Source organism: Tateyamaria sp. (assembly GCF_039940735.1).
In the GTDB taxonomy this organism is placed as follows: Bacteria; Pseudomonadota; Alphaproteobacteria; order Rhodobacterales; family Rhodobacteraceae; genus Tateyamaria.
The window spans coordinates 12,927-37,901 of sequence record NZ_JBDVGB010000029.1; the positions used below are offsets into that span (position 1 = coordinate 12,927).

The window sequence follows — 24,975 nt, forward strand, 5'->3', positions numbered from 1 at the left end:
TCCCTTTTTGAGAACCGCCGTATGCGACAAAACCAAACCTCTCAGGCTGCCTGACCGGTGGCCCCTGCCCTGCCCGCCTCTGAGCGTGCAATCAGATAATCGCAGGCCTTCTGGGCATCCGCCGCATGTTTGAAGATCGCCGTCTTGTCCGAGCGCAGCACACGCAGCCAGTGATACAGATACGACGCGTTCAGCTCGAGCGTATGCGCGGTGAACCCAAGTTCTTGGCCCAAGAAACAGGACGTCAGTTCTGCACCAATCTCTTCGCGGGAATAGGCCGTGTTGCCAAACCGGCTGAGACCGTAGTCTCGGTTCAAACGATGCGGCGCCTTCGTCGCATGGGCAAGCTCATGGGCCCAGACGCCGTAGAAGTTCAGCGGGTTCTTGAAACGCTCGATGTTTGGCATGAAGACCTTGTCGACAGGTGGGCTGTAGCGCGCCTCCGTCCCCGAGAAGACGGTGGTGATGTCGATGGCATCGAAGAAGGCCTGCATGTCCGGGATAGGCTCTGCAGGCGGATGATCTGGGAGCAGACAAAGGTCTGGATGGAATGCCTCCGGCAACCCATCGATCTGGTCGGCATTGAACACGCGATAGGACTTTTGAAACCGAAACACGCGAGCTTCATCGGGATCGGTGCTGCCCACCTGTGCATCGTCATCGGCCTGTGATCTGCTTTGCCCATAGTAGACAACAACGAACGATCGCTCGCCTTTGCGGATGTTGGCATCCAGCGCGTTCGCCTGTGGCACGGTCATCCAGAACGGAGAGGTATATCCGGCTATCACCGTGCGCATGGTCAGCAGGAAGTTGTTCACGCCCTGATAGGGCTCGCTGTTGTGGCGCAACGGGCGCGCGCTGCCACCGGCGGTCCATGGTTTGCGCCATGGCAGAACACCACGCTCGATGATGCGGATAAGCTCATTGGTAATTGCTTCAGGGGCGTCGAATTTAGACGTGCGGGAACGGTCCATGACTGGCCTCCTTTCGGTTGGGTTAGATTGCGCGATCGATGCGCGGATCGTTGATGATGCGTGCGCCGAGGAGTTCGGCCGCATCGAGATATGCTAGGAGCGATACTCGGCTGGAGGACGTCCAAGGCTCTGGATCAACCGCGCCGTCCATCGTGACCCTCGGCAGGTTTGCGAAGGCGACGATCTCGTGGACGGGGTGGCAGTCGATCAATGGCGTTCCAAGCCGAACGGCCAAACTGGTGAGCGGGAAACGTTCAACGGGTGCATAGAGCGAGACTGTTGTCAGCCCGAGGTGAAGAATGGTTCCTCCCCCACCGCAGCTCACATAGGCGTTGGGGTTGTTGAGTGCTTTGTGGAGATAAACCATATCCCGGCGGATGGCTATGCGCTCAAGCTGGCGCGCCTCCTCAAGCTCACCGGATCTCCTTAGCTCTCGGTGTCGCCACCACGACCGAGCTTCTGCGCGTAGCACGCGCAATACTTCTGTTTGGATGGGAAATTCCTTGTCAGGACAGACAGGCCGGAAACCGGACCGGACCCTTCAGGAACACCCCACAAGGGTTCTTGAAGACAGTCCCAAAACAAGAAGGAAACTTTTACTTTAGGATAGTGCTAGGCTGCATCTGCAATGGTGGAACGCAAAATCTCTCAAGACACTGGTGAACCGGTTATCAGGAAATTATAACAAAAAACCACACGCACTTATCTTTTAAGCTATTGATAATTATATGTAAATGTATCAAAAAGCGTGTTTTCGTACCATCCCTGAGTGTTTAATTGGGCTCCATAGCGGCTGAGGTTAGCAGTGCGCGTAACGTATAGGCTATGCGCCGTGGTATTCTGTAGATTGACCAACTGGCCCTGCCCCATCTGTTGTGGATCCTCTGAAATCGGTGCAGCTATCGACCGCAAGTCTTTGCGCCTCATACTAGTGTTGACTGAGCGGCGGTTCATCAAAGCCGGCATTGCCGCTTGGAAAATTGTCCGCGGACAATTTCGAAATCAGACTGCATATTTTTGCGCCGAAGCCAAACGCCGGATGAGCTTCTCTGGGCTAAAACCTTCGCTCTTTGACCCCGTGGTTATTGATCTAAAATAAGCTCCGACTGCTTTGATCTTGTCATGGAATTGCATGATGGCCCAAACAGTTGCTGCGGTTCTTAACGCACCCAGTTGTTTATGCGCTGCCTCGTAGCTTTGAGGACTGATCCCTATCATAGGGGCCAGCGTTCGTGCGTGAACAATGACATCATGTACAGTTTCAATTCTTCTTAGCGAAAATTCGGCTGCTTCGGGACAAGCCGATAGCAATTCTGGTATTGTGATTGGAGCATCTGAAGGCACAGGTGTGGTCTGTTTTTTTTGTGGGATGTTCTCTTTATCAATATATTCTTTATTTGACCTATGATGGTGCCGGACATTTTGACCGTCACTGGCGGTCATTGTAGTCGTTAAATTAAAAGTTTCATCATCTGGTGACTCTGCTTTAACTTCTTTGATTGGTAAGGCTGAGAGAATTTCCTCACATTCTTTAAGGGACAATTTTCGACGTAGAACACGAAAGACGTTCAGAGCCATCTCATCGTTTGGGTTGTCGATCAGGCTTGCATTGGCTGCCGCGCGTATTTTGGCACGCAGATAGTCAATTTGCTCTCGTTCCTTCATGACCTTAGCAGCCATCGAAGCAATCTCATGCAGACGATCGAAAAGTGGCGAGAGGTCAAAGCCAAAGCGAAGGGCTTGACCTGCGTGGCTGTTGTGTTTGGTGAACCGTTTGCGATTGGGGCTGTCACGACGAACGAGCAGGCCAATTTCTTGAAGCGTCGCGGCGTGGCGTCTGATTGTTCTGTCTGAGATGCCATTTCGCCGGAACGTGAGTGTTGCGTTTGATGCAAACACGGTGTGGTGGTTGCGCTTTGGGGCGAGGCACGAAAGCATCGCGTCCAATGTCGAAATCACCGACGCACTGAGACCGAGCCGCGGGGCTGCGTTTCGGAGGGTTGCCACGACGATGTGTCGCTCTGGAATGGAATTGTCCGCGGACAATATTTCTCTGGTCCGCAGCCCAGTGGGTGCAGTTGCTTGTGTAAATGCCATGTTTTTTCACGACAACCTGATGTGAAAGGCTCCGGTATCTCTGAAAATCAGAAAAAAGGCCGCAAATATCCAGCAACCGAATCGGTTGTTGTTGACTGGCGCGGAGAAGCTGGTAAATCTGAAAGTGCAAAGAACAGATTGGGCTCTCCTAGGGAAACCTTGGGGGGCTCTTTCTTTTTTGGGTTGTTGGTCGTGCTCCTTTTTTAAGTTTTACTGCTCGGTCGACATCAGTCAGGCTTTTGCTCTGACTGCCACGCCTCATAGAGGCGCGTAAGCTCCGCTTCTGCGTTGTTATGCATCCACTGGGCAAATTCTGGGGCATCAGACTTCGACAGCTTGAATGTCAAAGCACGGGCCGTTTCTTTGACTTCTGCCAAAGCCGTCCCATCACTAAGTTTGATGGAGAGGGTAGGGGGTGCGGCGGGTTTGTCTGGAGCCTTAGATTTCAACGCCTGAGCAATGGCATCACTGACCAAGCCAAAGCGGTCGTCGGAGCTCTTGGCAGCATTAAACTGAAGCGTTGCGGTGATCTGTTCAAGATCGACGCTATCGCTGCGTGACTGGTCTGCCAGCTCTTCCCAACGTCTGCGTCCAATGCCATGCGCAGAGCCGATCTTCTCGATGACTGACTTTGGAATGGACCGTGCAACTTTGGTCATGCGCGATAGCATTGGCTTGTCCACAGCGAGTGCATCCAGAATGATTGCTTGCTCGTAGCCACTCGTAGCCAGCTCGGTGGCGAAAAGCGCTTTTTCAATGAAGCTGGGATCCAAGCGTTGAGTATTCTCTTGTCCCTGGGCAAGAATAGCCTCTTCATCAGAAAGAGACCTGACAAGTGTTTTCGCGGGGATTCCGAGTGATCGCAAGGCACGCAATCGGCGGCGACCATACACGATTTTGTAGTGTCCGGGTTTGTCCGCGATGGGGCGCACCATAATCGGCACTTGTTGGCCGTGTGCCTTAATGCTCTCGGCTAGCGCCACAACATGAGCATCGGTGAAAGTGAGGCGGTCCTTGGGGCCGTTCTCTTCAATGACATCAACGGAGATTTCTCTTACCGCGTTGCTCGCGACATCCTTCAAAGTGGACTTAACGCCGCTCATTGCGCCGGTATTCGGGAACCGAGCCTTTTGTTCTCCGGCTGGTGCCGCAGTGTCGGCCGCTTCGGGTGGGGGAGGGGGCTGGAACAGGTTTCTACGGGCCATTAGTCAGTTTCCCTTCCCCAAGCTTGTTGGATCGTCTTTTCAAACTCGTCAGCCACGCCATTAACAGACTCTAATATGCGGGTTAGTGTCTTCTTTACGACTTGTGAGGGATCCAGCTCATAGATGGTTTGCTGGGTCATCCCAGCGTCGGAGATTGCTGTGGATTTGAGCATGGGGGTGGTCAACACTTGATCCAAGAGAATTGACCTTAAGAAACCCGCCATTTGTGATTGTGGTACGTCGGTTGGTTCATATCGAGCGACCAAAAACTTAAGGAAGTTCCAGTCGATGGGTCCGGCCGCCTCCTCGAGCGTTTGGACAGTTTCTCCAGCCATTTCAAGGAATTGAGCCATTGAGGCGACATCCAACATGCTTGGAACGACCGTGATCAGAAGGCCGGTAGACGCCAACAACGCTGTCATCGTGGTAAAGCCAAGTTGAGGCGGGCAATCGATGATGACGAGATCGTAGTCTGCTTCGACCTCGTCGAGCGCGATAGCAAGGCGCTGAGTGAATGGTGGGTCGATCTTGTGTTGAAGCGCATAGGCCGTTTCAGTCTCATACTCGGACAGCAAGAGACCCGCCGGAGCGAGGTCAAGGTTGTGAAAATAGGTCTTTCTGATGACTTGGCTTAATGGGACCGGGTCTTCGTACTTTAATGCGTCATAGACCGTACCACTCTCAGCAAATTCGATCTCGGGACGGTATCCGAACATCGTGGTCAAGCTGGCTTGAGGGTCCATGTCGATCGCAAGCACGCGATAGCCACGTAAGGCGTAGCGTTGGGCCAGATGGATCGCGCTAGTTGTCTTGCTAGACCCACCTTTGAAATTGACAATGGAAATTACTTGCAAGGCGTCGTTCTCTCGGCGTCCAGGGAGATATGCCTCGCCATTTCGTCCAGTCTTAGCCATTATACGGCGGATTTGGTCAATCTCTTCTGCGGTGTAGAGCCTGCGACCTCTGGAATCAGTTTCTACATCAGGGAAATCGCCTTCCTGATGACGCGTCCTAAGATTGGACATGCTTATGCCAGTAAGTTCCGATACTTCTGCGGGATGAAACTTACGCAGCGCTTTTCTACTATCGGGCTGGAAGCTATTGCGCATATGATTGTTAAGCGCTTCCGACAGGCGGGCAGCGTTCGACGCAATAGATGCTGCGATAGACTTGGTCTGCGCGATATTTGCGTTAGAATTCATGCTGCCCTCACGACCTCTTAGTGGGTCATCTGTGTTTCGTCGCTAAAAGGCGTGATTTACGTCAGATTGCGACAATTGATCTCATGACACGCAACTTATCCCCAGGCAACAATTTTTTGGTCTTTTCGGAAGCAGTTGGTTCGTCTGTTCAGCTGTTATGACTGAAAAGACTTAGTTAACATATTGAAACAAAACACGTTTTTTTAATTTTGATGGATCTTCGCAACATGTTGTAGCACTTAGGCACATGGTCGCAATTGATAGCAGACATGTCTATCGCTCGAATCGGTTTGATCTTAGGAACTTCTGGATTTTGTTGTTGTGGACACTAAATCGATGCGGCGGCCCTAGGTTCTGGTTGCAGATGGCTATGTCGCCTTGAAACGAGATTAAATTTCAACTTTCGCGCATGTCAGGTGCGCGAAAGTTGGAATTTTGACCCTAGCCATGAAGAACTCGATATAGCACCGGGTATTTTCTACTCAAAGCGTAAGTCTTATCGTGCAGTGTGTCGCGACATCTATTGTCTTTGTGAGTGGGGCAGGGGACGTTTGAAGCTCTTCACTTTCAATCGGTAGTGAACGCTTTCGTTCAGTCGCTGGATCCCATGCGGGACCAGCAGAAAATCCGTGAAGATGTACGTCATTTTTTACGTGTAGTTACACAGCAATAAAAACGTGTATGCAAACGACATACTTTACGTCTAAATGTACGTCACATAATACGCGTAAAGCACCGACAACTTCTTTAGGAAGGTAACCCTCCCATCATGGCTACCCCAAATGAAAAACTTGCAGCCTCGCTCGAACTTCTCAAGGAGCAACAAGTGGAACATGGTAACGTGCTTCGAAGCGGTGAGCTTAGCCGGACCCACAGAGAGAGGCTCAAGAAAAATGGTTTCCTAACGGATGTCATTCTGGGCTGGCTGATCGTGACACGACCACAAGACAAGTCCCATGACTCGACCTTCTGGTATACATCATTCTGGGATTTCTGTCGCCGGTACTGCCACGAACGCTATGGAGTAGAGTGGTGCTTCTCGTCCGAGCAATCTTTACTTTTGCATGCCGAAAGTACCCATATTCCGAAGCAAGTGATCGTTTGGACTCCCAAGGGGTCGGGGAACAACACAGTGCTGCCGTTCGATACGTCGCTGTACGACCTCAAGAAGGACCTACCTCCGAAGAGCGACATCGTCACAAAAGATGGGCTGCTCATTCTCTCCGTTGAAGCTGCACTCATCAACGTCCCCGAAGCATTCTACCGGTCCTACGCAATGGAAGCGCAAATTGTCTTGAGCGGTTTGAGGAACACAGGTCGCTTGCTTGTCAAATTGCTCGACGGCGGGCACGTTTTGGCCGCAGGGCGGATTGCGGGTGCGTTGCGTCGCGTTGGCCGCGATAATGAGGCCGACACAATTCTCAAGAAGATGAAGGCCGCTGACTACGATGTCCGGGAAAGGAACCCGTTCGTGGATGGTGCCCACGTGATGCCCCTCGAAGTGGGCAGCTCGCCACTTGCGGCTCGGATCAATGCCGCGTGGGACACACATCGCGACGCCATTCTGGGCATATTCCCTGACGAACCAGGTATGCCTGCAGACAAAGATACGTATCTGGCGGTGATCGACGACATCTACGTCAACGATGCCTACCACTCACTGTCTATTGAAGGCTATTCCGTCACTGCAGAGTTGATCGAGCAAGTGCGGCAGGGGTCCTTCGACCCTTTTGGAAATGTGGAACACAAGAAGGATATCGATGCGCTTGCGGCCCGCGGCTACTGGCAAGCCTTTCAATCCGTTCGGGCGTCGATTGAAAGAATACTAACGGGGGCGTCGGCAGGGCAGGCGGCCAGACAAGATCATGATAGTTGGTATGAAGAGTTGTTCCGGCCGTCTGTGACGGCAGGTATCTTGAAGGCTGGCGCATTGGCTGGCTACCGAAATCATCCAGTGTATCTACGGGGATCACGTCACACGCCGCCGCGCGTGGAGGCTATTGCCGACGGTATGGAGACCCTGTTCAAAAGACTCGAAAACGAAAATTCCGCAGCGGTTCGTGCTGTTCTTGGACACTGGCTACTCGGTTACATCCACCCATATCCCGACGGAAACGGGCGTATGGCACGTTTCTTGATGAACGCAATGTTTGCATCCGGCGGCTACCCTTGGACAGTTATCGATGTTGAGCATCGAGCAGCATATATGTCTGCCTTGGAGTCGGCGAGTGTTGGGGGTGACATCGTTCCGTTCTCAAAACTGATCGAGGATCGAATGCGATGGTCAACTTCTCTTTCCCAGTGAGCCAATTGACCTGTTTGTTTGGGCACTTGGACAGAACAGCAGGAAATTTGCACTGCTTACAGGACCCCATGTAAATCGGATTTTTGAGATGGTTCATATCTCAAGCGCGGACGTCCTTTTGAAGGAAAGCATCTAACCGAAGGCATTTTCGAACGGTATTTGAAAATCGCTGAGATTTGCGTTTCTAGTTTAGCGATAGTGATTGCATCGAAAACCTCACAAACTAGAGTAATTCGTGAGAGGGTTTTGTTAATGTCATCAATACTAAAGCTTTTCCGAGTTTTATTTTCTTACGCGCTCTATTTTTTGTTGTGCATGGTTGCCGTAGTGACTGTGTTTCAAGACTGGCCCATGGGCGGTCAAATGCTCTTTGCCTTTGGGTTACCTATCGTTTTGGTTTGGTGGCAAGAAAAGAGACGCTCCCGAAAAGTGGAAGCCAAAGTGCTTGAAGCGGAAAGCACAAACACAAGAGTAACTCAGTCCGCGCCAGCGGCCCGCGTAAGTGCCCACGAAAAACGTGTCGAACGTGAGCGAGAGAGAACTCGCGAAGCGAATGTTATTCAATCATCGTCGACAGCGCCGCCCAAACCACCAAAACAGGACTACGCGGAAATCGTGCGTGCCGGCCAGTCTGCGGCACCAGCACTTTCGGCAATTGCAAAGCGGTATGAGAACCCGCGGCCAACAGCACACAAGCCGCAAACGAATTCACGTAAAAATGGCTGGATACCAGCGGCAGAAACAGCGACTGTTGCAGGGCGGAATATTGGCGGAATGGTTTATGTTGGCACGCCGCCATTGCTAAACAACTATGGGCACCGCGACAAATGCAGGGCTTTCATTGACCCTTCGCTCCCCATAGCTAAGCAGAACAGGGATATATCTGGGACAGAAATGAAATATTGGCCTGGCTATTCTGAAATACCTCCAGAATGTAGGGCTACCTATCTCGATTGGCTGGCAGGTGGCCGGAAGGACGCGTGGTTCGACCCAGGCTATATGTTCCTGTATTTCTATGGGTTGGAACGCAGGTTTTTCGTCGATCAATCCAATGTGGACGCAAAGGATATCATCGCGGAAGTCCGAAGATTAATTTCCCTTTATCCTGAAAACCATTCGGTAAAGCGGTACCTCGGTGAGTTTCTCGATATTGCTATGCTTACCGAAACTGAGTTTGAGGCGTTGGAGCCGATCTTTGAACGCCAGGGTTGGGAGCTTCCTTTTTCGCTGAAATATGCGATTGGCGCGCGTCTTGATAAGGGAGAAAACCTGAGCGCGGACTGGGTTCTGAGCTGGTTGATGTGCCATCCAGAAAGCCATTTGCGCACGCCAGCAACGCGGTGCCGTGATGAATTCTTGGCGTTGTTCAAAATCCGATTTGAGGATCGCTTTCCCAGCGGCCTAAAGGTCAGCAAGCCGCGCAAACATCTCAAAGCCACCTATCGTGCAGCCTCAAGCGAGTTCGAAGGGACTCTCAATCCGACAGCCGATGGCAAACCCGTTCCTGATATCTCTGGCTTACGAAAGCCGGTCGAGATTGCACAGGAAGTCGCTGATGAAGTCATAGACGATCTTGATAAGCTGAGCCGCTATCTTGGTCGGAACCCCGAGGGCAGGGGAAGCATCGAAGCGCACGCCCTTTTGCCACTAGATCTGTGGACCCTGTTCCCGTCGACAGAAATGGAAGCGCTGAAAGAGTGGGCGAGGGGGATCATGCAGGGCGGCGGACTTATTCCGCTGGCCGACGTGATAGAGAAGCTCGAAGGACAGCGCAGTACGAAAATTGGAAAGAGACAGCTAACAGGGGCGGCGGATGCTCTGGCGCGTCTTGGATTTGGGCTAGCACCTGATCCGCGCTTTGCACTGCGTTCACCGAAACCGGAAGAGCCGGTGGTTTTGTTTGATCTTGGCGAGCAGATTGAAAAGCTGGAAGATGTTTCGGCAAGCTATCAGACCGCGTTGATGGAGTTGGCCCTTGCCTCGTTTGTTGCCCATGCTGACGGGCGTATCGCCGAAGCTGAACGCAAAGCGTTGGAGACCCAAGTTGCATCTGTTGAGGGGCTGAGTGAGCAGGAAAGGCACCGGCTTCAGGCAAACATGGTTTGGTTCCTTGCCGTGCCGCCTGACATGACGCTGCTGCGCCGCAAACTCAAAGATGTTGGTGTGGAAGACCAAACGGCGATGCGTGCGGCCTTAGTGGGTGCGGCACACGCCGATGGTGTCATCCAATCCGAAGAAGTCGCCAGCATCGAAAAGGTGTACAAGGCATTGGGCCTTGATCCATCACTCGCCTATTCCGACCTTCACGCTGGTGAGATTGCAGACGCGCCACGCACTGTTCGTGCGGCCCAGCCGGGCAATTCTGGAGAGGCCATTCCTGAACTACAAAAGGCAACCGGGCCAGTGCTGGATGCATCACGGATTGCCGCGATCAGATCAGATACGGCGCGGGTGTCTTCTGTCCTTGGGCAGATATTTGAAGCAGAGGAAGAAGCAGAAGAGGGCAGGGACCCCAAGGATGCAACGCTGTTTGCTGGGCTAGATGCAAAACATGGGGCACTGCTGTTGGACTTGGTGGGACAAGAGAACTGGACCGAGGACGCATTCGAGCAGCTTTGTGGAAAGCATGGATTGATGTCGTCAGGTGCATTGGAGGCCGTAAACGAATGGGCCTTTGAGGCCTATGACGAAGCCTTACTTGACGAGTATGATGGATATGACGTGTCTCCCGAGATTGCGGATGCGGTAAAACAAAAATTAGAAGGGGAGGGGCGTCATGTCTAAATTGAAGCCACGTGAACGCGATGCGATTGTTCAGGCTTTGCGGGCGGGGGTCGTGCCAAAACTGGGCCTGCGTCATATTCAGGTAGGGCGCGTTCGTGAGATCGAAGAACTTGTGAAGGACATGGAACGCATCGCGGATGGTGGCTCTGCCATCCGTTTCGTAATCGGAGAGTATGGATCCGGCAAAACCTTCTTTATGAACCTGATCCGTTTGGTGGCTTTGGAAAAAGGGCTTGTGGTGATGTTCGCCGATCTCGCCCCTGACAGGCGCATTCATGCGACTGGTGGTCAGGCACGTGCCCTCTACGCAGAGATGGCGCGCAACCTATCGACACGCACAAAGCCGGATGGTGGTGCCTTGGCGAGCGTGGTTGAACGGTTTGTCAGCCAAGCGCACCGAGATGCCGAGGAAAAAGACGTGCCTACGAGCACCATAATTCGCGAGCGTCTGAGCCATTTTGAAGAACTCACTGGCGGTTTTGAATTTGCAGAGGTCATTCGCCGGTATTGGGAAGGCCACGAGAACGGGGACGACGAACTTAAATCGGCAGCACTTCGTTGGCTGAGGGGAGAATTCGCAACCCGCACAGATGCGCGCAAAGCACTTGGCGTGCGCACGATCGTAGATGATGCGAGCGTTTACGATCATCTCAAGCTGATGTCGGCATTTGTGTGCGAGGCGGGTTACAAAGGGCTGCTTGTCGGTCTTGATGAAATGGTGAACCTGTTCAAGCTGACATCGTCCCAAGCGCGCAATGCGAACTACGAGCAGATTCTTCGGATTTTGAATGACGTGCTTCAGGGCAGTGCCGAGAACCTTGGATTCTTGATGGGGGGCACGCCAGAGTTTTTGATGAACACACGACGTGGGCTTTACAGTTACGAAGCACTTCAATCGCGGCTGGCAGAAAACACCTTCGCCCGCGATGGGCTCGTCGATTTGTCGGGGCCGGTTGTGCGGCTGGCCAGCCTGACGCCTGAAGATCTGTTTGTTCTATTGGCCAACGTCAGACGCGTGATGCAGGACGATGAAACGGCTTTGCCGGATACAGCGCTGGAAGCCTTTATGAACCATTGTTCCGACCGGATTGGGGAGGCCTATTTTAGGACGCCGCGCAATACTGTGACGGCTTTTGTGAACTTGCTGTCTGTGCTGGAGCAAAACCCAGGCGTTGAATGGAGCGACCTGATTGAAAAGATCGACGTCTCAGAAGATCGAGGCGAAGACATGAGCGAAGTAGAGGAAACGACTGGTGCTCAGCCAAGTGGTGACGACGATCTGATAAGCTTCAAACTCTGAGGCGCGAGGATGAGTAGCGCCTTTGACCAACTTGCCCGTCCTGTCCAGAAATGGATCAGACAGCAGGGGTGGCGTGAGCTGCGCGATATTCAGGCGCGCGCAATTCGGACCATTTATGAGAGTGAGAACGACCTCATCGTCGCAGCATCGACGGCTGGTGGTAAAACAGAGGCAGCTTTTTTTCCATTGATCTCTCAGGTGCTGGATGCGCCAGCAGAGGGTGGCGGGTTCGACGTGCTCTACGTCGGGCCACTCAAGGCGCTGATCACCGATCAAGCGGGGCGGCTGGAAGGCATCTGCCAAGAGGGGGAGCTTCCAGTGGTGCCGTGGCACGGCGATGTGTCGCAATCAGTCAAAACGCGCGCGATGAAAAACCCCAAAGGGATTTTGCTGATAACGCCAGAGTCGCTTGAGGCGTTGTTCGTACGTCGGGGTTTAGAAATCGCGCGCCTGTTCGGTGCAACCCGGGCTGTGGTGATCGATGAGTTGCACACTGTGCTCGATAGTGAGCGCGGGGTGCAATTGCGATCCCTGCTAACACGTCTTGAGTTGGCAATCAAAAGGCCCATCCGCCGGATTGGACTATCTGCTACGCTTGGGGATATGGACCTCGCGCGGGCTTATCTGCGACCTGACAATGCTGAACGCGTCACATTGATCGAAGCAGACGGTGGAGAAGCGGAACTGAAACTCCAGCTACGTGGATATCTTTCCGGTGGAGAAGACGACAACACCCCATCTGCCACAGACGCTGTCACAGCGCATTTGTTCGAGCATTTACGTGGAAGTGACAATCTTGTGTTTGTCGGTGCCCGTCAACGTGTTGAAATTTACGCAGACCGACTGCGCAATCTTTGCGAGCAAGAGCATCTTCCCCAAGAGTTTTACCCGCACCATGCCAGCCTTTCGCGTGACCACCGTGATTTTGTTGAACGCCGCCTTAAAGACAGCAGCAAACCGACCACAGCTGTCTGTACATCCACACTAGAGCTTGGCATCGACATCGGCGATGTGACCTGTGTCGCCCAAATCGGAGCACCCTTCACCGTCGCAGCCCTGCGGCAGCGATTGGGGCGGTCGGGACGCAGGCAGGGCCAGCCAGCCATCCTGCGCCAATATGCTGTAGAAACGAGACTCACTTCGGATAGCAGCTTTGTGGATCGTCTGGGACTAAGCTTGGTCCGGTCTATTGCGATGATTGATCTGTTGCTGGAGGGCTGGTGCGAACCACCGAAACCGCAAGCGCTACATCTGTCGACACTTGTCCATCAAATTCTATCCGTAATCGCACAACGGGGAGGGGCACCCGCAAATGTTCTATACAGCGTGCTGTGTCGCGAAGGCCCGTTTCGGCAGGTCACTACAGCAATGTTCACTGATGTGCTGCGTGCGCTTGGGCATCCGGAAACTGGCTTGATAGAGCAAACGGACGGTGGGTTGTTGCTCTTGGGGCAAACTGGGGAACGGTTGGTCGAACATTATAGCTTTTACGCGGTGTTCAAGACCCCCGAAGAATACCGGTTGGTCTCAAGCGGGCGGGATCTTGGGACATTGCCGATCGACAACATCCTCTCACCTGGGATGATGCTCATCTTTTCCGGACGCCGTTGGCTGGTTCAGGAAGTCCATGATCGGGAAAAAGTCATTATGGTCAAACCCGCTAAATCAGGTGTGCCGCCTGTGTTCGGTGGTGACCCGGGCGAGATCCATGACCAGGTGATCGCGCGCATGTTCGATGTGTTGGAGGGCGATACCAAACCCCTGTACATGGACGCCAAAGCACTCGAAATGCTTGAAGAAGCGCGGCTCAACTACACCCAAATGGGTTTTGCCGTCGCGCCTCTGGTCAAATTGGGTGAAGAAACCTCAATCATCGCAACCCGCGTAGGGACGATGAAAACGACAACCCTAGCGCTTGCGCTGAGAAGTTTTGGGTTTTCTGTTGAACAATTTGATGGCTTTCTTGAAGTGGGATCGGGGGACGAAACCCCGTCACTAACCGAGGTTCTCAAGCGGATTGGGGAAGGCGAAGACGTTGATCTATTTGCAGATGCTGGGAATCTGCTGACGGAGAAATTTCATCCGTATCTAACGCGCGAATTGCTGGAAATGGATGCTGTTTCGTCGAGGCTTGAGCCGAATAGCTTATCGATACTGGTGAGGGCAATCACTCCCCGCATAGTGGTTGCTTAGAATCTCAAAGCCTAAACATCAGCCGCGCCGACGAGACTCTCAGCAAAGCGCATTTTTGGGCTGCGGGGATGCCAGCCATCAGGCTGGCTGATTGGCGGAGATTCGATAAGTCGACAGTCTGCCTTCGTCGATCCAGTTTATTGCCAAGCCCCGGACAGGCTTATCTGATAGCGTTTGCGTAATGAGTTGCGCATAGCTCTCAAGCTGGGGAAGGTAGGTTTGAAACCTTGCCTCAGGATCAGGGCAGGGGCCTGATTTATGGTCTAGAATGAGGAAGCCATCGGGGCCCTCTGCAAAGCAATCGATGATCGCGTTGGTTTGTGAGCCGTCCGGCCTGATCTCTTGCAGGGGCAGTTCAAAGTGGAGCTGATCATAACCTTCTGCGGCAAGTCTGTTTCGCAATATTTCAGCCTGCATGGATATCTCATCTATGATCTTTCGCGGAAGACCTGTCGCAGCAATGAGTTGCTCTGAAAGGTTGGGCTGATTGGTCAAGACACGGAATGCTAAGTGCAGGATGGTGCCGCGATCCGCCGCCGATGCAAATACCGCATCTGATGTATCAATCGCTGCTCCAAGTTCTACGGTGTCAATTGCTGTTGGCGTTTGAAAGGCGGTTTGCTCCTGCGTCGAGGGACTTTGTCGCCAGGGCGTGTGCGGCGCATCGACATTCTGACGTGGTGCGCCAAAGCGAGGATAGCCTATTAAGACACCTTTCGGCTCAACTTCGGGCATGTCTGATGCGCCATCGGTGACATTTGCCACAAATTGTTTTCCGCAAACCTCCAAGAAGCCGACGCCGGTTTGAAAGCCACCGCGATCCCTAAGCAAATCAACCATTCGCTCGGCCCTGTCCCTTGCTTTAGTTTTTTCTCGTGGCAGTGCTAAAATCAACCGGTCGCGTGCGCGCGTTAGAGCAACATAGAGTTCTCGCGCAGCCTCTTGTTCGTCTTGTTCTTGATGGGCCTCGGCAAAAACAGCCTGTGTTTCGGGTGCATCAAATCTTGGCAGATATCCGAGGTTGGCATTGCTCAAGACATTGCCCAAGTCTTCAAAACCGTCAAATGCGGCGCTGAGTGTTCCTGGCCTCTCGGCAAATGTTTGATCCAGACCCGCGACAATAGTAATTGGCCATTCCCGCCCTTTCGCGGAGTGCCAAGTTGAAATCTCAATACCGGATGAGGACCAACCATCGGGGTCGGGATGTTTGTCCCATGCCTTGTCTGTCTGGGCGATAATCCAGCCAAGGAAGATTTGCATTCCATATCCATGAAAACCGGCAGCGCTGCGCAGGTCCGTGGCAAGACTGTCAAAGGTTTGCGCTTCGGCTTCCAGCCGGGCCAAGTCGGCAAGCGCTTGAGAGGGGCCGTCGATGCCCGCCGCCCATTCACGAAAGTTGGTGGACCCAAGCATCTCAGCAACCGTGTCTGCGACAGGGCCTAATTGCTCAGCTTCATGCAGCGCTGCGAGAGGTTCGAGCGCTGTATGCGTGTCCAGAACGCGGTCGACTGCATTGCGCAGGGCGTCCTCAATGGGCATGCGCGGAGGCCCCAGTGTCAACCAAGTCAAAGCGGCCAATTGGTCACTTGGATCTGCGATATAAGCCAATGCAGCGCGTGCGACCCGCATGGCAAGCGATCCAATCCAGCCTGATTGCTGTAAGCGCACGGGGAGCCCATGGACTTCAAGGGCAGCCGCGACTGCTTCGCACTTTGAGCCAGTGTAGCAAAGCACCGCAATATCGGAGGCTCTTGCGGGGCGCATGACTTCGGTGGCTTTGTCGAACACTCGAGTATCGTCTGCTAACAGGCGTGCGATGCGATCAGCGACGCAGCCAGCTGTAGTATCGCTTCTGCCTCCGGGTAGGGTGATGACTTCGAGTGCTGGCTCCCCCGTTTCTTCACGAACAGGGGTCAGTGCATTGTATCCTTGTGGAAATAGGACGGATCCTAGGGCATTCACAAATTCCATAATGCGAGGGTCGGACCGCCAGTTGCGGTCAAGTGGCGTGACAGCTGAAGCATGGGAATCTTGCAGGGCTTGACTCAACCGCGCGTCAGCCCCTTGAAATCCCATGATCGATTGCTTCGTGTCACCAACGATCAAGGCAAGTTTGGCACCCTGCGCCAACCGCCAAAGAAGTGTGAATTGAACGGGGTTTGTGTCTTGGAATTCATCAATGACGACGCAGTCAATCTCGCCCAACACAGCCGCAAGGATGTCTGGCTGGTTGCGGAGCAACGTTTCGGTTTCGACGATCATGTCGGCGTAGTCGATCAGGCCGGCTTTGCGTTTTGCTGTTTGATAGGCCTCCAAAACTTCCTGTGCTCCGGTAACGAGTGCGGTCACCTTGGCGCAAGCGTCTGCCAAGGGCCCAGGGTGGCGCAATAACTCATCGGCACTGTCGGTGACCGCGTCAGCTAGTTGGTCATACCCTTCGGGTGTCGGAGACCCCCGCATAGATTTACGCAATCCACGGAGTTTCTGCCAAAGTTTCCAATCCGTTTCGAGGGTTCCGTCTTGCGCGGCTTTTTGCAGGTTGCGATGGTCGCTCGTGAATGCTTTTTTGGCCGTCGCGTTGCACTCAAGTATTGCCCCGAGAGATTCTGGAAACATGTCTAATAGGGCGATAACGGTTCTGCGTAGCGTTGCGTTTAAGACCGCGCCATCCGCCGCGCAGGGCCCGTAACTCTCCTTCAAAGCCGCTATTGCGGGAGCCAGGATTTCTGGGTCAGACCCTCGATCACCCAAACCCCGGATGAGGTCGACGGTTCTTAGAACATCACTTCGAAATGCGTCTTCTGCGCTTGCCGCTGTCAAAAAATTCCAGCGATAGCCAAAGCGCGCGAGGTTCTCCATCAGAGGGCGCAGGCCCGCACATTTTGCCAATTCCATTCGGATCAGCAGGTCGCGCTCGGGTTCGCTCAGCAACCGGTTCCCAGGGGACCTACCTGCAGCAAATGCGTGTTCCGTGAGCAACCGTTGGCCAAGGGCGTGAATGGTCCCAACATAGGCGTGGTCAATTTCCAACGCATCGGAAATACGGTCGCGTTTCATTAGCTCGGCCTGCACACGACCCCGCAACTCAGAAGCCGCGGCCTCTGTGAATGTCACTGCGAGAATGCGCCCTGGTGCGACGCTGCCGTCTTGAACCCAATTGGCGAGGGTTTTCTGGATGTGATAGGTCTTGCCAGCTCCGGCACCTGCTGGAACGATTGAAAGCTGGGTCATCATTGGCCCTCCTCGTCATTGGACGCAAGGAAAGCAGACACAAACGCATTGTCTTCGAGGGCGTAGGCCGTAACGCCGCGATCTTTTTTCAGTGTTGCAGCTTCATCTTCGTGGTTGAGGCGGATTGTGCCGCCACCGACTTCCGTCACAACTTGCGCCAGATGGTCCATCGCTTGTTTGGAAGCGTCGATGGAGGCGTGTTCTACGCGGGGCAAACCTGCGCCGGAAGCATCGGACAGCACAGTGCCATCGAGCATCGTGTGATAGGCCGTCACAATATCGGCTCCTTGTGCGACGAGGTCGGTCAAGGGGGTCTGGATTGATGGCCGTTCAAGCATGGCCTGATAGAGCGCAACTTGCAGATCCCACCCCTTAGCCATTCGATCCCGGCGGCCGCCTGAGCTGGAGCGTTTGTGATCTATAATCAAGATACGCCCATCAGGGAGCTTAAGCAGGCAATCCGCGTTACCACGTAGCAAAAGCCCACCATGGTCGCCTGCAAGACTGATCTCATTGTGCAGCACCTCAGCTTGAGTTTCATGAAGAAACACGACCCAGTTTGAGGTGACATTATATGCCTCGCGCAGAAGGCTTTGGCGCTCTGTATCCCACGCGTCATTAGACAGCCAAGCGGCATAGCGCCGGATTGCATCGTCCACCGCTGCTGGAACCCCATTCGCGATTTTCGTTTGGTCTGGCATTTTAGTGCCTTCAGGAAAAACAACTTCCATCACGTGGTGAAGCAATGTGCCAAGTGTCATCACATCCAGTGTTTCTGGGCCCCAAGTGCGATCCTTCGCGCCAAGTTCGTCCAGCAGCCATGCCAATGGGCTTACGATGAGCGTCTCAAGCCGCGATGGTGATTGTGGGGCATGGCCTGTTTCGTCGTCCTCACGTAAGCGCAGCAGATCCGAGCCAAGATGCAATAGCCCTGTCGCAGGTACGCTTGGCTCTCCACCAGACGCAACAGGCAAAGGAGCCTCCGCTGCGACGGGCCATAGACTTTGATCTTCAGCGTGAATGTCCCGGATGGCCTTTTCAGAGGACTCAAAGCCCATCATATGCGTGATAAGTGACAACCCAGTGGAAGGTGCCAACTTTTCGCCGCCGAGGGTGCAGGCTGGTACCAGAAAAGTTGTCGCTTCTGAAGCTGCGCAAAGCTGACGCCTGAAAAGCTCAACACCGCGCGCCATTTTTTGCTGGAGTCCGGCAAGGTGCAGGCCCGTATGCTCTCGGATCAAGACAATTTCGCTCTCGGTAAAGAACGGGTTACTGGCTGGTGGACGTGGCCATGTCCTGCCTGCAAGTCCAAGAACGATCAACTGTCGAACAGGTCGCCAAGGCAAGGCGGTCTCGGCAAACAGCGAGACGCCTTCGACGAACCGATTGTGACCCGAAGGCTCGCTAGGTCTAGGTAATGCGATTTTGCGCAGGAGTGGCCAATCGATTTGATCCGCTACTGCGGTTCTTATTGCTTGCAGCTTTGGCCAAAGGCCGGCTTCTGGTGTGGCTTTAGCGATAGCCGTGAGGCGGCCAAAAAGCTGTTCGGGAGACGAGCAGGGATGCAATGCGTCGAGCAATTCGCGGGCAGATCCATCGAGCCCGGCTGCGGTTCTCGACCAGCCGTAGTCCATCTGCTCACGCGCCATTCGCAATCCGGTTTCTTTTGGCCAAGGCATAGAAGGGGCGATGTATAGGGAGGCAATCGCTGTGCGGGGAGCTGGACGCTCCAGTAATGCGAGTAGAAGTGTCATCAGCTCGCCGACGGTGTCCCGCGACGCGGGCTCCATAGGTATCCCCGAAAGAGGCAATCCGACACGGTCAAATGCCTCCACTAAAGCGCGCTGATAGCTGGCATCATCTGGAACGAGAAGACCGACCTGAGCGGGGGTGTCCACGATTCCCGCGTCCAGTAGGCTTTGAACTCTTGCGGCCGCGAATTCTGCTTCTTGGCGAGGATCACGCAAGCCGAAAATCTCAACCGTTTTGTCGGGGCTAACTTGAGGCGCGGTCTTGCCAAGTCCTGCTTGAATGGCTCTTAGGGCTCCATTTGCAAAGATGTCTTGGGAGGTCGCCGAATTGCGCCATGCCAAAGCTGCATCATCTGGGACGGGACCGTGGTGCGCCAACAAAGCGTCTGCCAGTGCACTTTCGGCAGGATCTGCAAAGGGACTCTGCTCGTAATCGAGTATTGGCAGAGCTTCGAGCGCATCACTTGCGTTGCTGCGTAACACGTGAACCCAGGTGGACAGCGGTGCGGGAAGGCCATCAAGCTTAAGCCAAAGATCAATAAGTGCTGTTAGGTGGGTGCGGGCGCGACCCTCGGGCATGGTGCTTAAGTTAATCTCGTTTGGATCCAGAGTGCGTGTAGCTCGCATAACGGCGAGAAGCCCGTCCTCGACTGCGGCTATCGTTTCCGCAGGGGCAGCGCTGAAGCTTTCTGACCAAGGGGCTTGGTCACCCGTAAGAAGATTTTGTAGTGCGAAGGGCTTACCCAATGGTGCAAGATATACCTCCTTAAGAAGATCATCTGTTAAGTGGCGTACAGCACCTGTCACTGGGGAGGCAGTAAGTAACGGATTAATACGCATAGTGGGCCTCTACAAATCAGAATGACTTAATTATTAAACGTTCAACCATCTAGCGTACGCTTTTATGTCGATCATAGGGACGGTCCCTGAAAACTGTAGCTCTGAAATCAAGTGAAAAAGGAAACCAGTTGCAGGTTTTCCTCCATGGTGAATTTCATAGTCTTGGTTCTTGCGGTCTAATCCAAAGTAGCCGTGGCTGGCTATGCAACCGAGATCAAGATGCCCCTTTGCCGTTGGATCGCCCAGATTCTTGATCATTGAATCGCCTATTGGAGGGCTCCATTCAGACTCGAGCGATAACATTCCTCCAAGAATGTGTATTGGTGATTTTGCAGGATACTCCCCACCCGCATGAGGGATCGGTAGGCTCGTCCGTTTCAACTGTCGCACGCTGCTAATTTTGTCTTTCGAATACCTTAGTAGTCCAGCATCCATTGTCTGCTTGGCTTCAAAAACTGCGTAAACACTTTCGGCGGGCACTATCTTTGCGGCTTTAAAATTGAAGATAAATGGTGAGTATTGTCTGTCAAACACGACAACATCCATCTGGTCGCTGAAATTACCTTCGCTATCGACAACATGCGCGGATTCAGTTTGATATCGCTTTGGTAGATACGTTTGCAGCAGTTCCAACCATACTTGTTCGCTCGCGTCACCTTTTGTGCCAGGATGGGCCAATGCTTTCCGTGCGGTATGAAGTTCATTCTGTATACCGTCATGAAGCGAAGACATCATCTCCGGCAAATTCCACTCAGCCATGATTAAACCCTTCGTGGTAAATTGGTGTCGATAGGCACCTAACCAACATACACAGACCGGCGATTGCCATGTCAGGACACCCCATCTTGAAACGGTGGCGTCGGGATTGTTTGACGCGCTATTTTTAGCGCGCGAGAAGCAGTTACTTTGGACGACGGATATGCATCCAAAATAATGGACGGGATCAAGCGCTGTGTGAGATCAGAAAACGCGAACCCATGGTTCCGTTCATTGGTTTCACCAGTCGCATCAACCAATGCCTCGATTTCGACAGCAGTTAAGCCAAATGGCGTTAAAGCACTCGTCAACACAAGGTTACGTTGTTCTAATTGAGGCCGTTTAAAAACCAAGATTTCAGCAGCTCTCCGTTTGACAGCTGGGTCAAGCGCTGAGAGCCTGTTGGTGCACATAATGACAGCCGCTGGAAGTGATCCATTTGCCAATCGATCAATGCCTCTAATAAAAGCGTTCACGCCTGCCTTGTCTTCGTGATGCATCTGAGATGACACACGCGACTGAGCCAAGGCATCTGCCTCATCAATCAGAAGTATGACGCCTCCTCGAGCTTTTCCTTGGCTACTCAATAATTTTGAAGCTTCTTGTACCGCGTGATCAAATGCCGCTGTGACCATCTGGGTCATCTCTCCAACGCGACCCTGCCCACGTGTCGAAAGACTCATAGGTAACAAAGTAATCTCGATGTCTTCCTGGCGCGCTACCATGTCCCCAATGGTCTCTGCCAACTCCGTTTTGCCAGACCCGACATCCCCTGAAAGGACGACCAACGGTGGACGCCGAAGGATGTCAGAAACAAAATCTTCTGCACCGGGATGAAAGCGAGACGCCCATGCCACCAGTCCCGCAGAATTGATTAACGTTCCCAACATTTTTGAAAGCCGCAGCTTTTGATCGTCTAGCCCGACAAGACGGGACAATCGCTCTTGCGCTTCTGGATCTGGGAGCAGCATGGTGCGCTCGAAAAGCGCTATGTTCTGACCTTGAGCGTTCATCATGCCCAGCTCCTCACTGATGATCTGTTAAGGGCACGTCCACCTGCGCTGTAAGAGCGGTCTTGCTCCAAGTATCCGCTTACGCCAGGGACGTCGCCGTAGCTTCTGCTGATCGGAAGCCCTCGTTTGAAGTCTGTTTTTTGGTTTTCTGTCAATTGAGACCAGGCAGACGAATATGTGAGAAAGCTTGCAAAAGCTGCACCCGATACATTCGCACGAGGACGAATCTTGCCGGGGTCGTCATCAACACCGTTCCAACCATTCAAATCCAGTGCGGTGTAAGTCACTGTCGGCTCAATCCAATCGCCATTTCGCTGGAACCCATATGTTACTTCCCGCAAATAGCCCGCCTTCAACAAAGCCGTCAGCTCGCCCTCATAGTCATCAATCTCACGATCACTCGGGTTGTTATAGAAGCGCTGGATGCGTTTAAGATCGGTCGCCATTTTTGACGCCATGTGCCGAGCGTGCGTTATCGTAAACGTTTGGCTCTCAGTGTGTGTAAAACTCATCGTCATATCTGATACCTATCCCTGAAAAGCCGAGCCGAAGACACGCTGCCAATGTCGGATCGTGTCTTGTTTTGTTGGGCATCGCAGAGCCGTCTCAATCGCATCACCGGCGTCCAACGCCGCATCAACAATGTCGTCAGCTTGCGCTTGCGTATAAAGCTGCGAGACATTGTTCTCTGCGTTGACAGGGTCAATGATCTCTACGGGGGTTCCAAAGACTTTTGCCGTCGACTTTGGATAATAGTCGTCGAAAATGATGCGCTCATTTAGTCCGGAATTTGCAATGTAACTGAAGAATGCCTGTAAGGCCTCAGGGTAATCAGAAAAGTCCTGGCCCTCATCCAGCATCTTGGACAAGACCATTTCTGCCATGAACGATTTGAAGCGGAAGCCGTCCTTTTCACGCTTTTCCTTGCGTAACCAGTATTTTACCAACCGAATGACTTGAGCGAAATCCTTGTCCGCCAGCGTCTTCCGCTTCCGGATGAACTCGAGGTGTCTTGGCACGCAGGTCCGCAAAAGGGAGCCATCTTCTTGGTTTACAAGGTTGCCATACCAATCTGGATCCCCGTCATACAAAATCGGCACGATGTCTACATCTAGCCCACTGCCAAGAAACGAGACAGTAACACAGTAAGTTTTTGGCTGGACTTGCTCGGGTTTGAAATTTGGAAACGCTTTGCGCAACCGCTCCGCAAGATATTCCATTAATGCGTCGATGTCCGATGGAACATCCGACCCGCTGATGTAGCAACCAACATCGATGTCGTTGAGTGTCCTGAGGCCAGTGCCTTTGGCCAAACTTCCCGACAGAAGCATCTTGCGAAGTGCAAAATCTGGGTGATCTTTAAGATAGCCTTCCAGCTTATCGCGCAGGTTGCGCGCCTGCATTCCAGCTTATCGCGCAGGTTGCGCGCCTGCATTCGAAATTTATCCGCTTTGTCTTTGGGCAGGTTGACCTTGTCTGTTCCGAACTTTGCAATCTCCGCGTGTCCAATGTGGTCTCTACTCATCACTTTTGTCCTAATATTTGCCCAAAACAGGGTGCTCTGGCGGCTCTTGCTTGACCGGTATCCGTAACTTCTTCATAAGTTATTTAGTCATTTTGCGATAATGAGTCAATAAACTAGACTGGTTATTCACCAAAGGGGAAGATAAGTGGACGAAATTGACGGTGTAAGAGCATCCAAAAAAGCGAAGTGGAACGTCAAAAAGCGATTAGAATTCATAGAGTTCCGCTTGTTTTGGGATGCAAAGTTGAATCGAAAGGATTTGGTCGATACTTTTGGGATTTCTGCGCAGCAGGCATCGGCCGACATCGCAACCTACGAGGAGATGGGGCCCCAAAATCTAGCCTACGATTCGGCCCAAAAAACCTACCTCCGAACGGACAGGTTCTCTCCAAAGCTGATAGGGGCTTGGACTCATCGGTATCTGCTTCAACTGGTAGCTATCGAGAACGGGTGGATGGACGCTGAAGATACCTGGTTTGAAGATGAACAGCCTGTGGAAATTAAAACGCTGACAAGAAAGCGTGTCGACTCTCAGGTGCTGATGAGTGTTCTAGATGCTATCCGGGAGCGCAAGAGTCTTGAGATGTTCTATCGCTCAATGACTGGATCAACGGCGTCCGACAGGCTGATTGAGCCACATGCGTTGAGCTATAATTCTGGCCGATGGTATGTGAGGGCTTGGTCCGCCGAACACAATGACTTCAGAGACTACAATCTTAACAGGATCGAGCGGGCAAATGCTGGTGTCCCAGCATCAATTGATCGTGCCTTAGATTTTCAGTGGCACCACACAATTGATCTTGTCATCATCCCCAATCCGGAGCTCCCCAAAGAACGTCAGGCCGCTGTCGAGTACGAGTATGAAATGAGCGACGGCAAGATCGAGGTGAACTGTCGGCTCTCAGTGAGCTTTTATCTTATGAGTGAACATAATCTTGATGTTGAGTCCGGGGTCCTAGATCCGCTCAAACAACAGCTAGTTTTGAAAAATAAAGATGAAGTGTTGCAGACCCGTACGGTAGCAAGAAAACTATCCAAGGATGCACTCAAACGCATCGGCGGATCTGATCACTCATGATCCTCGATGCACTTTTGTTGTTTGGGAGCCGAGCTAGGGGCGATCACTCTGATTCCTCAGACATTGACCTTCTTGCAATTACAGAAAACGAAAAGCCAACGGTCTCAGGTTGTGCCGACGCATCATTGTTTCATTACAGCTTTGACTGGCTTCAGAATAAGGCTTCATCCGGGGACCTTTTCGTTTGGCATTTGGTTACTGAAGCCATCGCGATTTATGATCCTGCTGATAATTTGAGTGCCCTGAGGCAGGAGTTTAGGTTCAAAGGCGATTATCGAAAGCAAATCACACAGGCCTCTGATGTGGGGTGGCTAATTTCACTTTCGGGGGATGAGATGTCGGCGGAAGAGGCAAATCGATGGCTTGCTTGGGCTGTCAGGACAATTTCGATAGCGCATGCTGCTACCTTACAGAAGCCCGCCTTCTCCGGATCTGCGCTTGCGAAGGTACTCGGATATCCTGATATTGAAGTGCTTGTATGTCAGAAGGACAAGAAATCCTTTGACGACGCTGCTCGAGGGCTTCTCAAAAGCTTTCTTGTGGCAATGGGTTCCGGCGAACCTATTCACTCGCCATATTCTATCGACCGGTTTCGCACCCATTTTGAAGCTACGAGAAACGAGGTTGGCCTGATTGTTTTGAATGAGCCGCTGGTTGGATCGCTCTACTAGATGTTAGAATTTTATGGCACCCACAAAACCTCGACAGGCCTATCTGACTC

At 52.8% G+C, this 24,975-nt stretch carries 17 protein-coding genes; 6 read left to right on the top strand and 11 right to left on the bottom strand.

The window, feature by feature from the left end; all coding sequences use genetic code 11:
- Nucleotides 1-41: 41 nt before the first annotated feature.
- The 5 genes from ABJF76_RS05235 to repA form a co-directional block, all read right to left on the bottom strand.
- Nucleotides 42-974, bottom strand: coding sequence for an ArdC family protein (locus ABJF76_RS05235; RefSeq protein WP_348135719.1), 933 nt, complete (start codon nucleotides 972-974; stop codon nucleotides 42-44).
- 22 nt (nucleotides 975-996) lie between these two features.
- A complete protein-coding gene (locus ABJF76_RS05240) occupies nucleotides 997-1,341 on the bottom strand; it encodes a hypothetical protein (RefSeq protein ID WP_348135721.1) in 345 nt (114 codons plus the stop codon).
- Nucleotides 1,342-1,976: 635 nt separating this feature from the next.
- Entirely contained in the window at nucleotides 1,977-3,071 is a 1,095-nt protein-coding gene (gene repC / locus ABJF76_RS05245) for a plasmid replication protein RepC (RefSeq protein WP_348135723.1), read from the bottom strand.
- 227 nt (nucleotides 3,072-3,298) lie between these two features.
- Nucleotides 3,299-4,276, bottom strand: a complete 978-nt coding sequence (gene repB / locus ABJF76_RS05250) for a plasmid partitioning protein RepB (protein WP_348135724.1) — start codon at nucleotides 4,274-4,276, stop codon at nucleotides 3,299-3,301.
- A complete protein-coding gene (repA, locus tag ABJF76_RS05255) occupies nucleotides 4,276-5,478 on the bottom strand; it encodes a plasmid partitioning protein RepA (protein ID WP_348135726.1) in 1,203 nt (400 codons plus the stop codon). Before repA ends, repB begins: the two co-directional genes overlap by 1 nt.
- Nucleotides 5,479-6,247: 769 nt before the next feature.
- On the opposite strand from repA, the gene ABJF76_RS05260 reads away from it, so the two are divergent.
- From ABJF76_RS05260 to ABJF76_RS05275, 4 genes are all read left to right on the top strand, one after another.
- Nucleotides 6,248-7,783, top strand: a complete 1,536-nt coding sequence (locus ABJF76_RS05260) for a Fic family protein (protein ID WP_348135727.1) — start codon at nucleotides 6,248-6,250, stop codon at nucleotides 7,781-7,783.
- Nucleotides 7,784-8,035: 252 nt separating this feature from the next.
- The gene (locus ABJF76_RS05265) at nucleotides 8,036-10,567 is read left to right on the top strand and encodes a TerB N-terminal domain-containing protein (RefSeq protein ID WP_348135728.1); all 2,532 of its coding nucleotides are present in this window, start codon (nucleotides 8,036-8,038) and stop codon (nucleotides 10,565-10,567) included.
- A complete protein-coding gene (locus tag ABJF76_RS05270) occupies nucleotides 10,560-11,867 on the top strand; it encodes an ATP-binding protein (RefSeq protein WP_348135729.1) in 1,308 nt (435 codons plus the stop codon). The genes ABJF76_RS05265 and ABJF76_RS05270 overlap by 8 nt, the downstream gene beginning before the upstream one ends.
- 9 nt (nucleotides 11,868-11,876) lie before the next feature.
- Nucleotides 11,877-14,060, top strand: coding sequence for a DEAD/DEAH box helicase (locus ABJF76_RS05275; RefSeq protein WP_348135730.1), 2,184 nt, complete (start codon nucleotides 11,877-11,879; stop codon nucleotides 14,058-14,060).
- Nucleotides 14,061-14,138: 78 nt separating this feature from the next.
- Here the strand turns inward: ABJF76_RS05275 and ABJF76_RS05280 are convergent, their stop codons facing one another.
- The 6 genes from ABJF76_RS05280 to ABJF76_RS05305 form a co-directional block, all read right to left on the bottom strand.
- Nucleotides 14,139-17,291 (bottom strand): UvrD-helicase domain-containing protein, encoded by a 3,153-nt coding sequence (locus tag ABJF76_RS05280; RefSeq protein ID WP_348367844.1) that lies wholly within the window; start codon nucleotides 17,289-17,291, stop codon nucleotides 14,139-14,141.
- A complete protein-coding gene (locus ABJF76_RS05285) occupies nucleotides 17,291-19,669 on the bottom strand; it encodes a PD-(D/E)XK nuclease family protein (RefSeq protein ID WP_413822533.1) in 2,379 nt (792 codons plus the stop codon). The genes ABJF76_RS05280 and ABJF76_RS05285 overlap by 1 nt, the downstream gene beginning before the upstream one ends.
- A gap of 246 nt (nucleotides 19,670-19,915) precedes the next feature.
- Complete coding sequence (locus ABJF76_RS05290) at nucleotides 19,916-20,641, bottom strand: DUF6602 domain-containing protein (protein WP_348135682.1); 726 nt, start codon at nucleotides 20,639-20,641, stop codon at nucleotides 19,916-19,918.
- 71 nt (nucleotides 20,642-20,712) lie between these two features.
- The gene (locus ABJF76_RS05295; protein ID WP_348135683.1) at nucleotides 20,713-21,654 is read right to left on the bottom strand and encodes an AAA family ATPase; all 942 of its coding nucleotides are present in this window, start codon (nucleotides 21,652-21,654) and stop codon (nucleotides 20,713-20,715) included.
- Nucleotides 21,651-22,169: a hypothetical protein gene (locus tag ABJF76_RS05300; protein WP_348135684.1), complete on the bottom strand. Its 519-nt coding sequence runs from the start codon at nucleotides 22,167-22,169 to the stop codon at nucleotides 21,651-21,653. The genes ABJF76_RS05295 and ABJF76_RS05300 overlap by 4 nt, the downstream gene beginning before the upstream one ends.
- Nucleotides 22,170-22,178: 9 nt before the next feature.
- Nucleotides 22,179-23,054, bottom strand: coding sequence for a CBASS oligonucleotide cyclase (locus ABJF76_RS05305; RefSeq protein ID WP_348135685.1), 876 nt, complete (start codon nucleotides 23,052-23,054; stop codon nucleotides 22,179-22,181).
- A 267-nt stretch (nucleotides 23,055-23,321) separates the two neighbouring features.
- Here ABJF76_RS05305 and ABJF76_RS05310 point away from each other — a divergent pair, with 267 nt between their 5' ends.
- Nucleotides 23,322-24,254 (top strand): transcriptional regulator, encoded by a 933-nt coding sequence (locus tag ABJF76_RS05310; RefSeq protein ID WP_348135686.1) that lies wholly within the window; start codon nucleotides 23,322-23,324, stop codon nucleotides 24,252-24,254.
- Nucleotides 24,251-24,925: a nucleotidyltransferase domain-containing protein gene (locus tag ABJF76_RS05315; RefSeq protein WP_348135687.1), complete on the top strand. Its 675-nt coding sequence runs from the start codon at nucleotides 24,251-24,253 to the stop codon at nucleotides 24,923-24,925. The genes ABJF76_RS05310 and ABJF76_RS05315 overlap by 4 nt, the downstream gene beginning before the upstream one ends.
- The last annotated feature ends 50 nt before the right edge of the window (nucleotides 24,926-24,975 follow it).

Bases quoted from the DNA above. Each gene is read 5' to 3' on its own strand.
- ABJF76_RS05295 (WP_348135683.1), bottom strand. From the start codon at position 21,654: ATGATGAACGCTCAAGGTCAGAACATAGCGCTTTTCGAGCGCACCATG.
- ABJF76_RS05285 (WP_413822533.1), bottom strand. From the start codon at position 19,669: ATGCGAGCTACACGCACTCTGGATCCAAACGAGATTAACTTAAGCACC.
- repA (WP_348135726.1), bottom strand. From the start codon at position 5,478: ATGAATTCTAACGCAAATATCGCGCAGACCAAGTCTATCGCAGCATCT.
- ABJF76_RS05270 (WP_348135729.1), top strand. From the start codon at position 10,560: ATGTCTAAATTGAAGCCACGTGAACGCGATGCGATTGTTCAGGCTTTG.
- ABJF76_RS05235 (WP_348135719.1), bottom strand. From the start codon at position 974: ATGGACCGTTCCCGCACGTCTAAATTCGACGCCCCTGAAGCAATTACC.
- ABJF76_RS05300 (WP_348135684.1), bottom strand. From the start codon at position 22,169: ATGACGATGAGTTTTACACACACTGAGAGCCAAACGTTTACGATAACG.
- ABJF76_RS05305 (WP_348135685.1), bottom strand. From the start codon at position 23,054: ATGCAGGCGCGCAACCTGCGCGATAAGCTGGAAGGCTATCTTAAAGAT.
- repC (WP_348135723.1), bottom strand. From the start codon at position 3,071: ATGGCATTTACACAAGCAACTGCACCCACTGGGCTGCGGACCAGAGAA.
- ABJF76_RS05315 (WP_348135687.1), top strand. From the start codon at position 24,251: ATGATCCTCGATGCACTTTTGTTGTTTGGGAGCCGAGCTAGGGGCGAT.
- ABJF76_RS05240 (WP_348135721.1), bottom strand. From the start codon at position 1,341: ATGGTTTATCTCCACAAAGCACTCAACAACCCCAACGCCTATGTGAGC.
- ABJF76_RS05265 (WP_348135728.1), top strand. From the start codon at position 8,036: ATGTCATCAATACTAAAGCTTTTCCGAGTTTTATTTTCTTACGCGCTC.
- ABJF76_RS05280 (WP_348367844.1), bottom strand. From the start codon at position 17,291: ATGACCCAGCTTTCAATCGTTCCAGCAGGTGCCGGAGCTGGCAAGACC.
- ABJF76_RS05275 (WP_348135730.1), top strand. From the start codon at position 11,877: ATGAGTAGCGCCTTTGACCAACTTGCCCGTCCTGTCCAGAAATGGATC.
- ABJF76_RS05290 (WP_348135682.1), bottom strand. From the start codon at position 20,641: ATGGCTGAGTGGAATTTGCCGGAGATGATGTCTTCGCTTCATGACGGT.
- repB (WP_348135724.1), bottom strand. From the start codon at position 4,276: ATGGCCCGTAGAAACCTGTTCCAGCCCCCTCCCCCACCCGAAGCGGCC.
- ABJF76_RS05260 (WP_348135727.1), top strand. From the start codon at position 6,248: ATGGCTACCCCAAATGAAAAACTTGCAGCCTCGCTCGAACTTCTCAAG.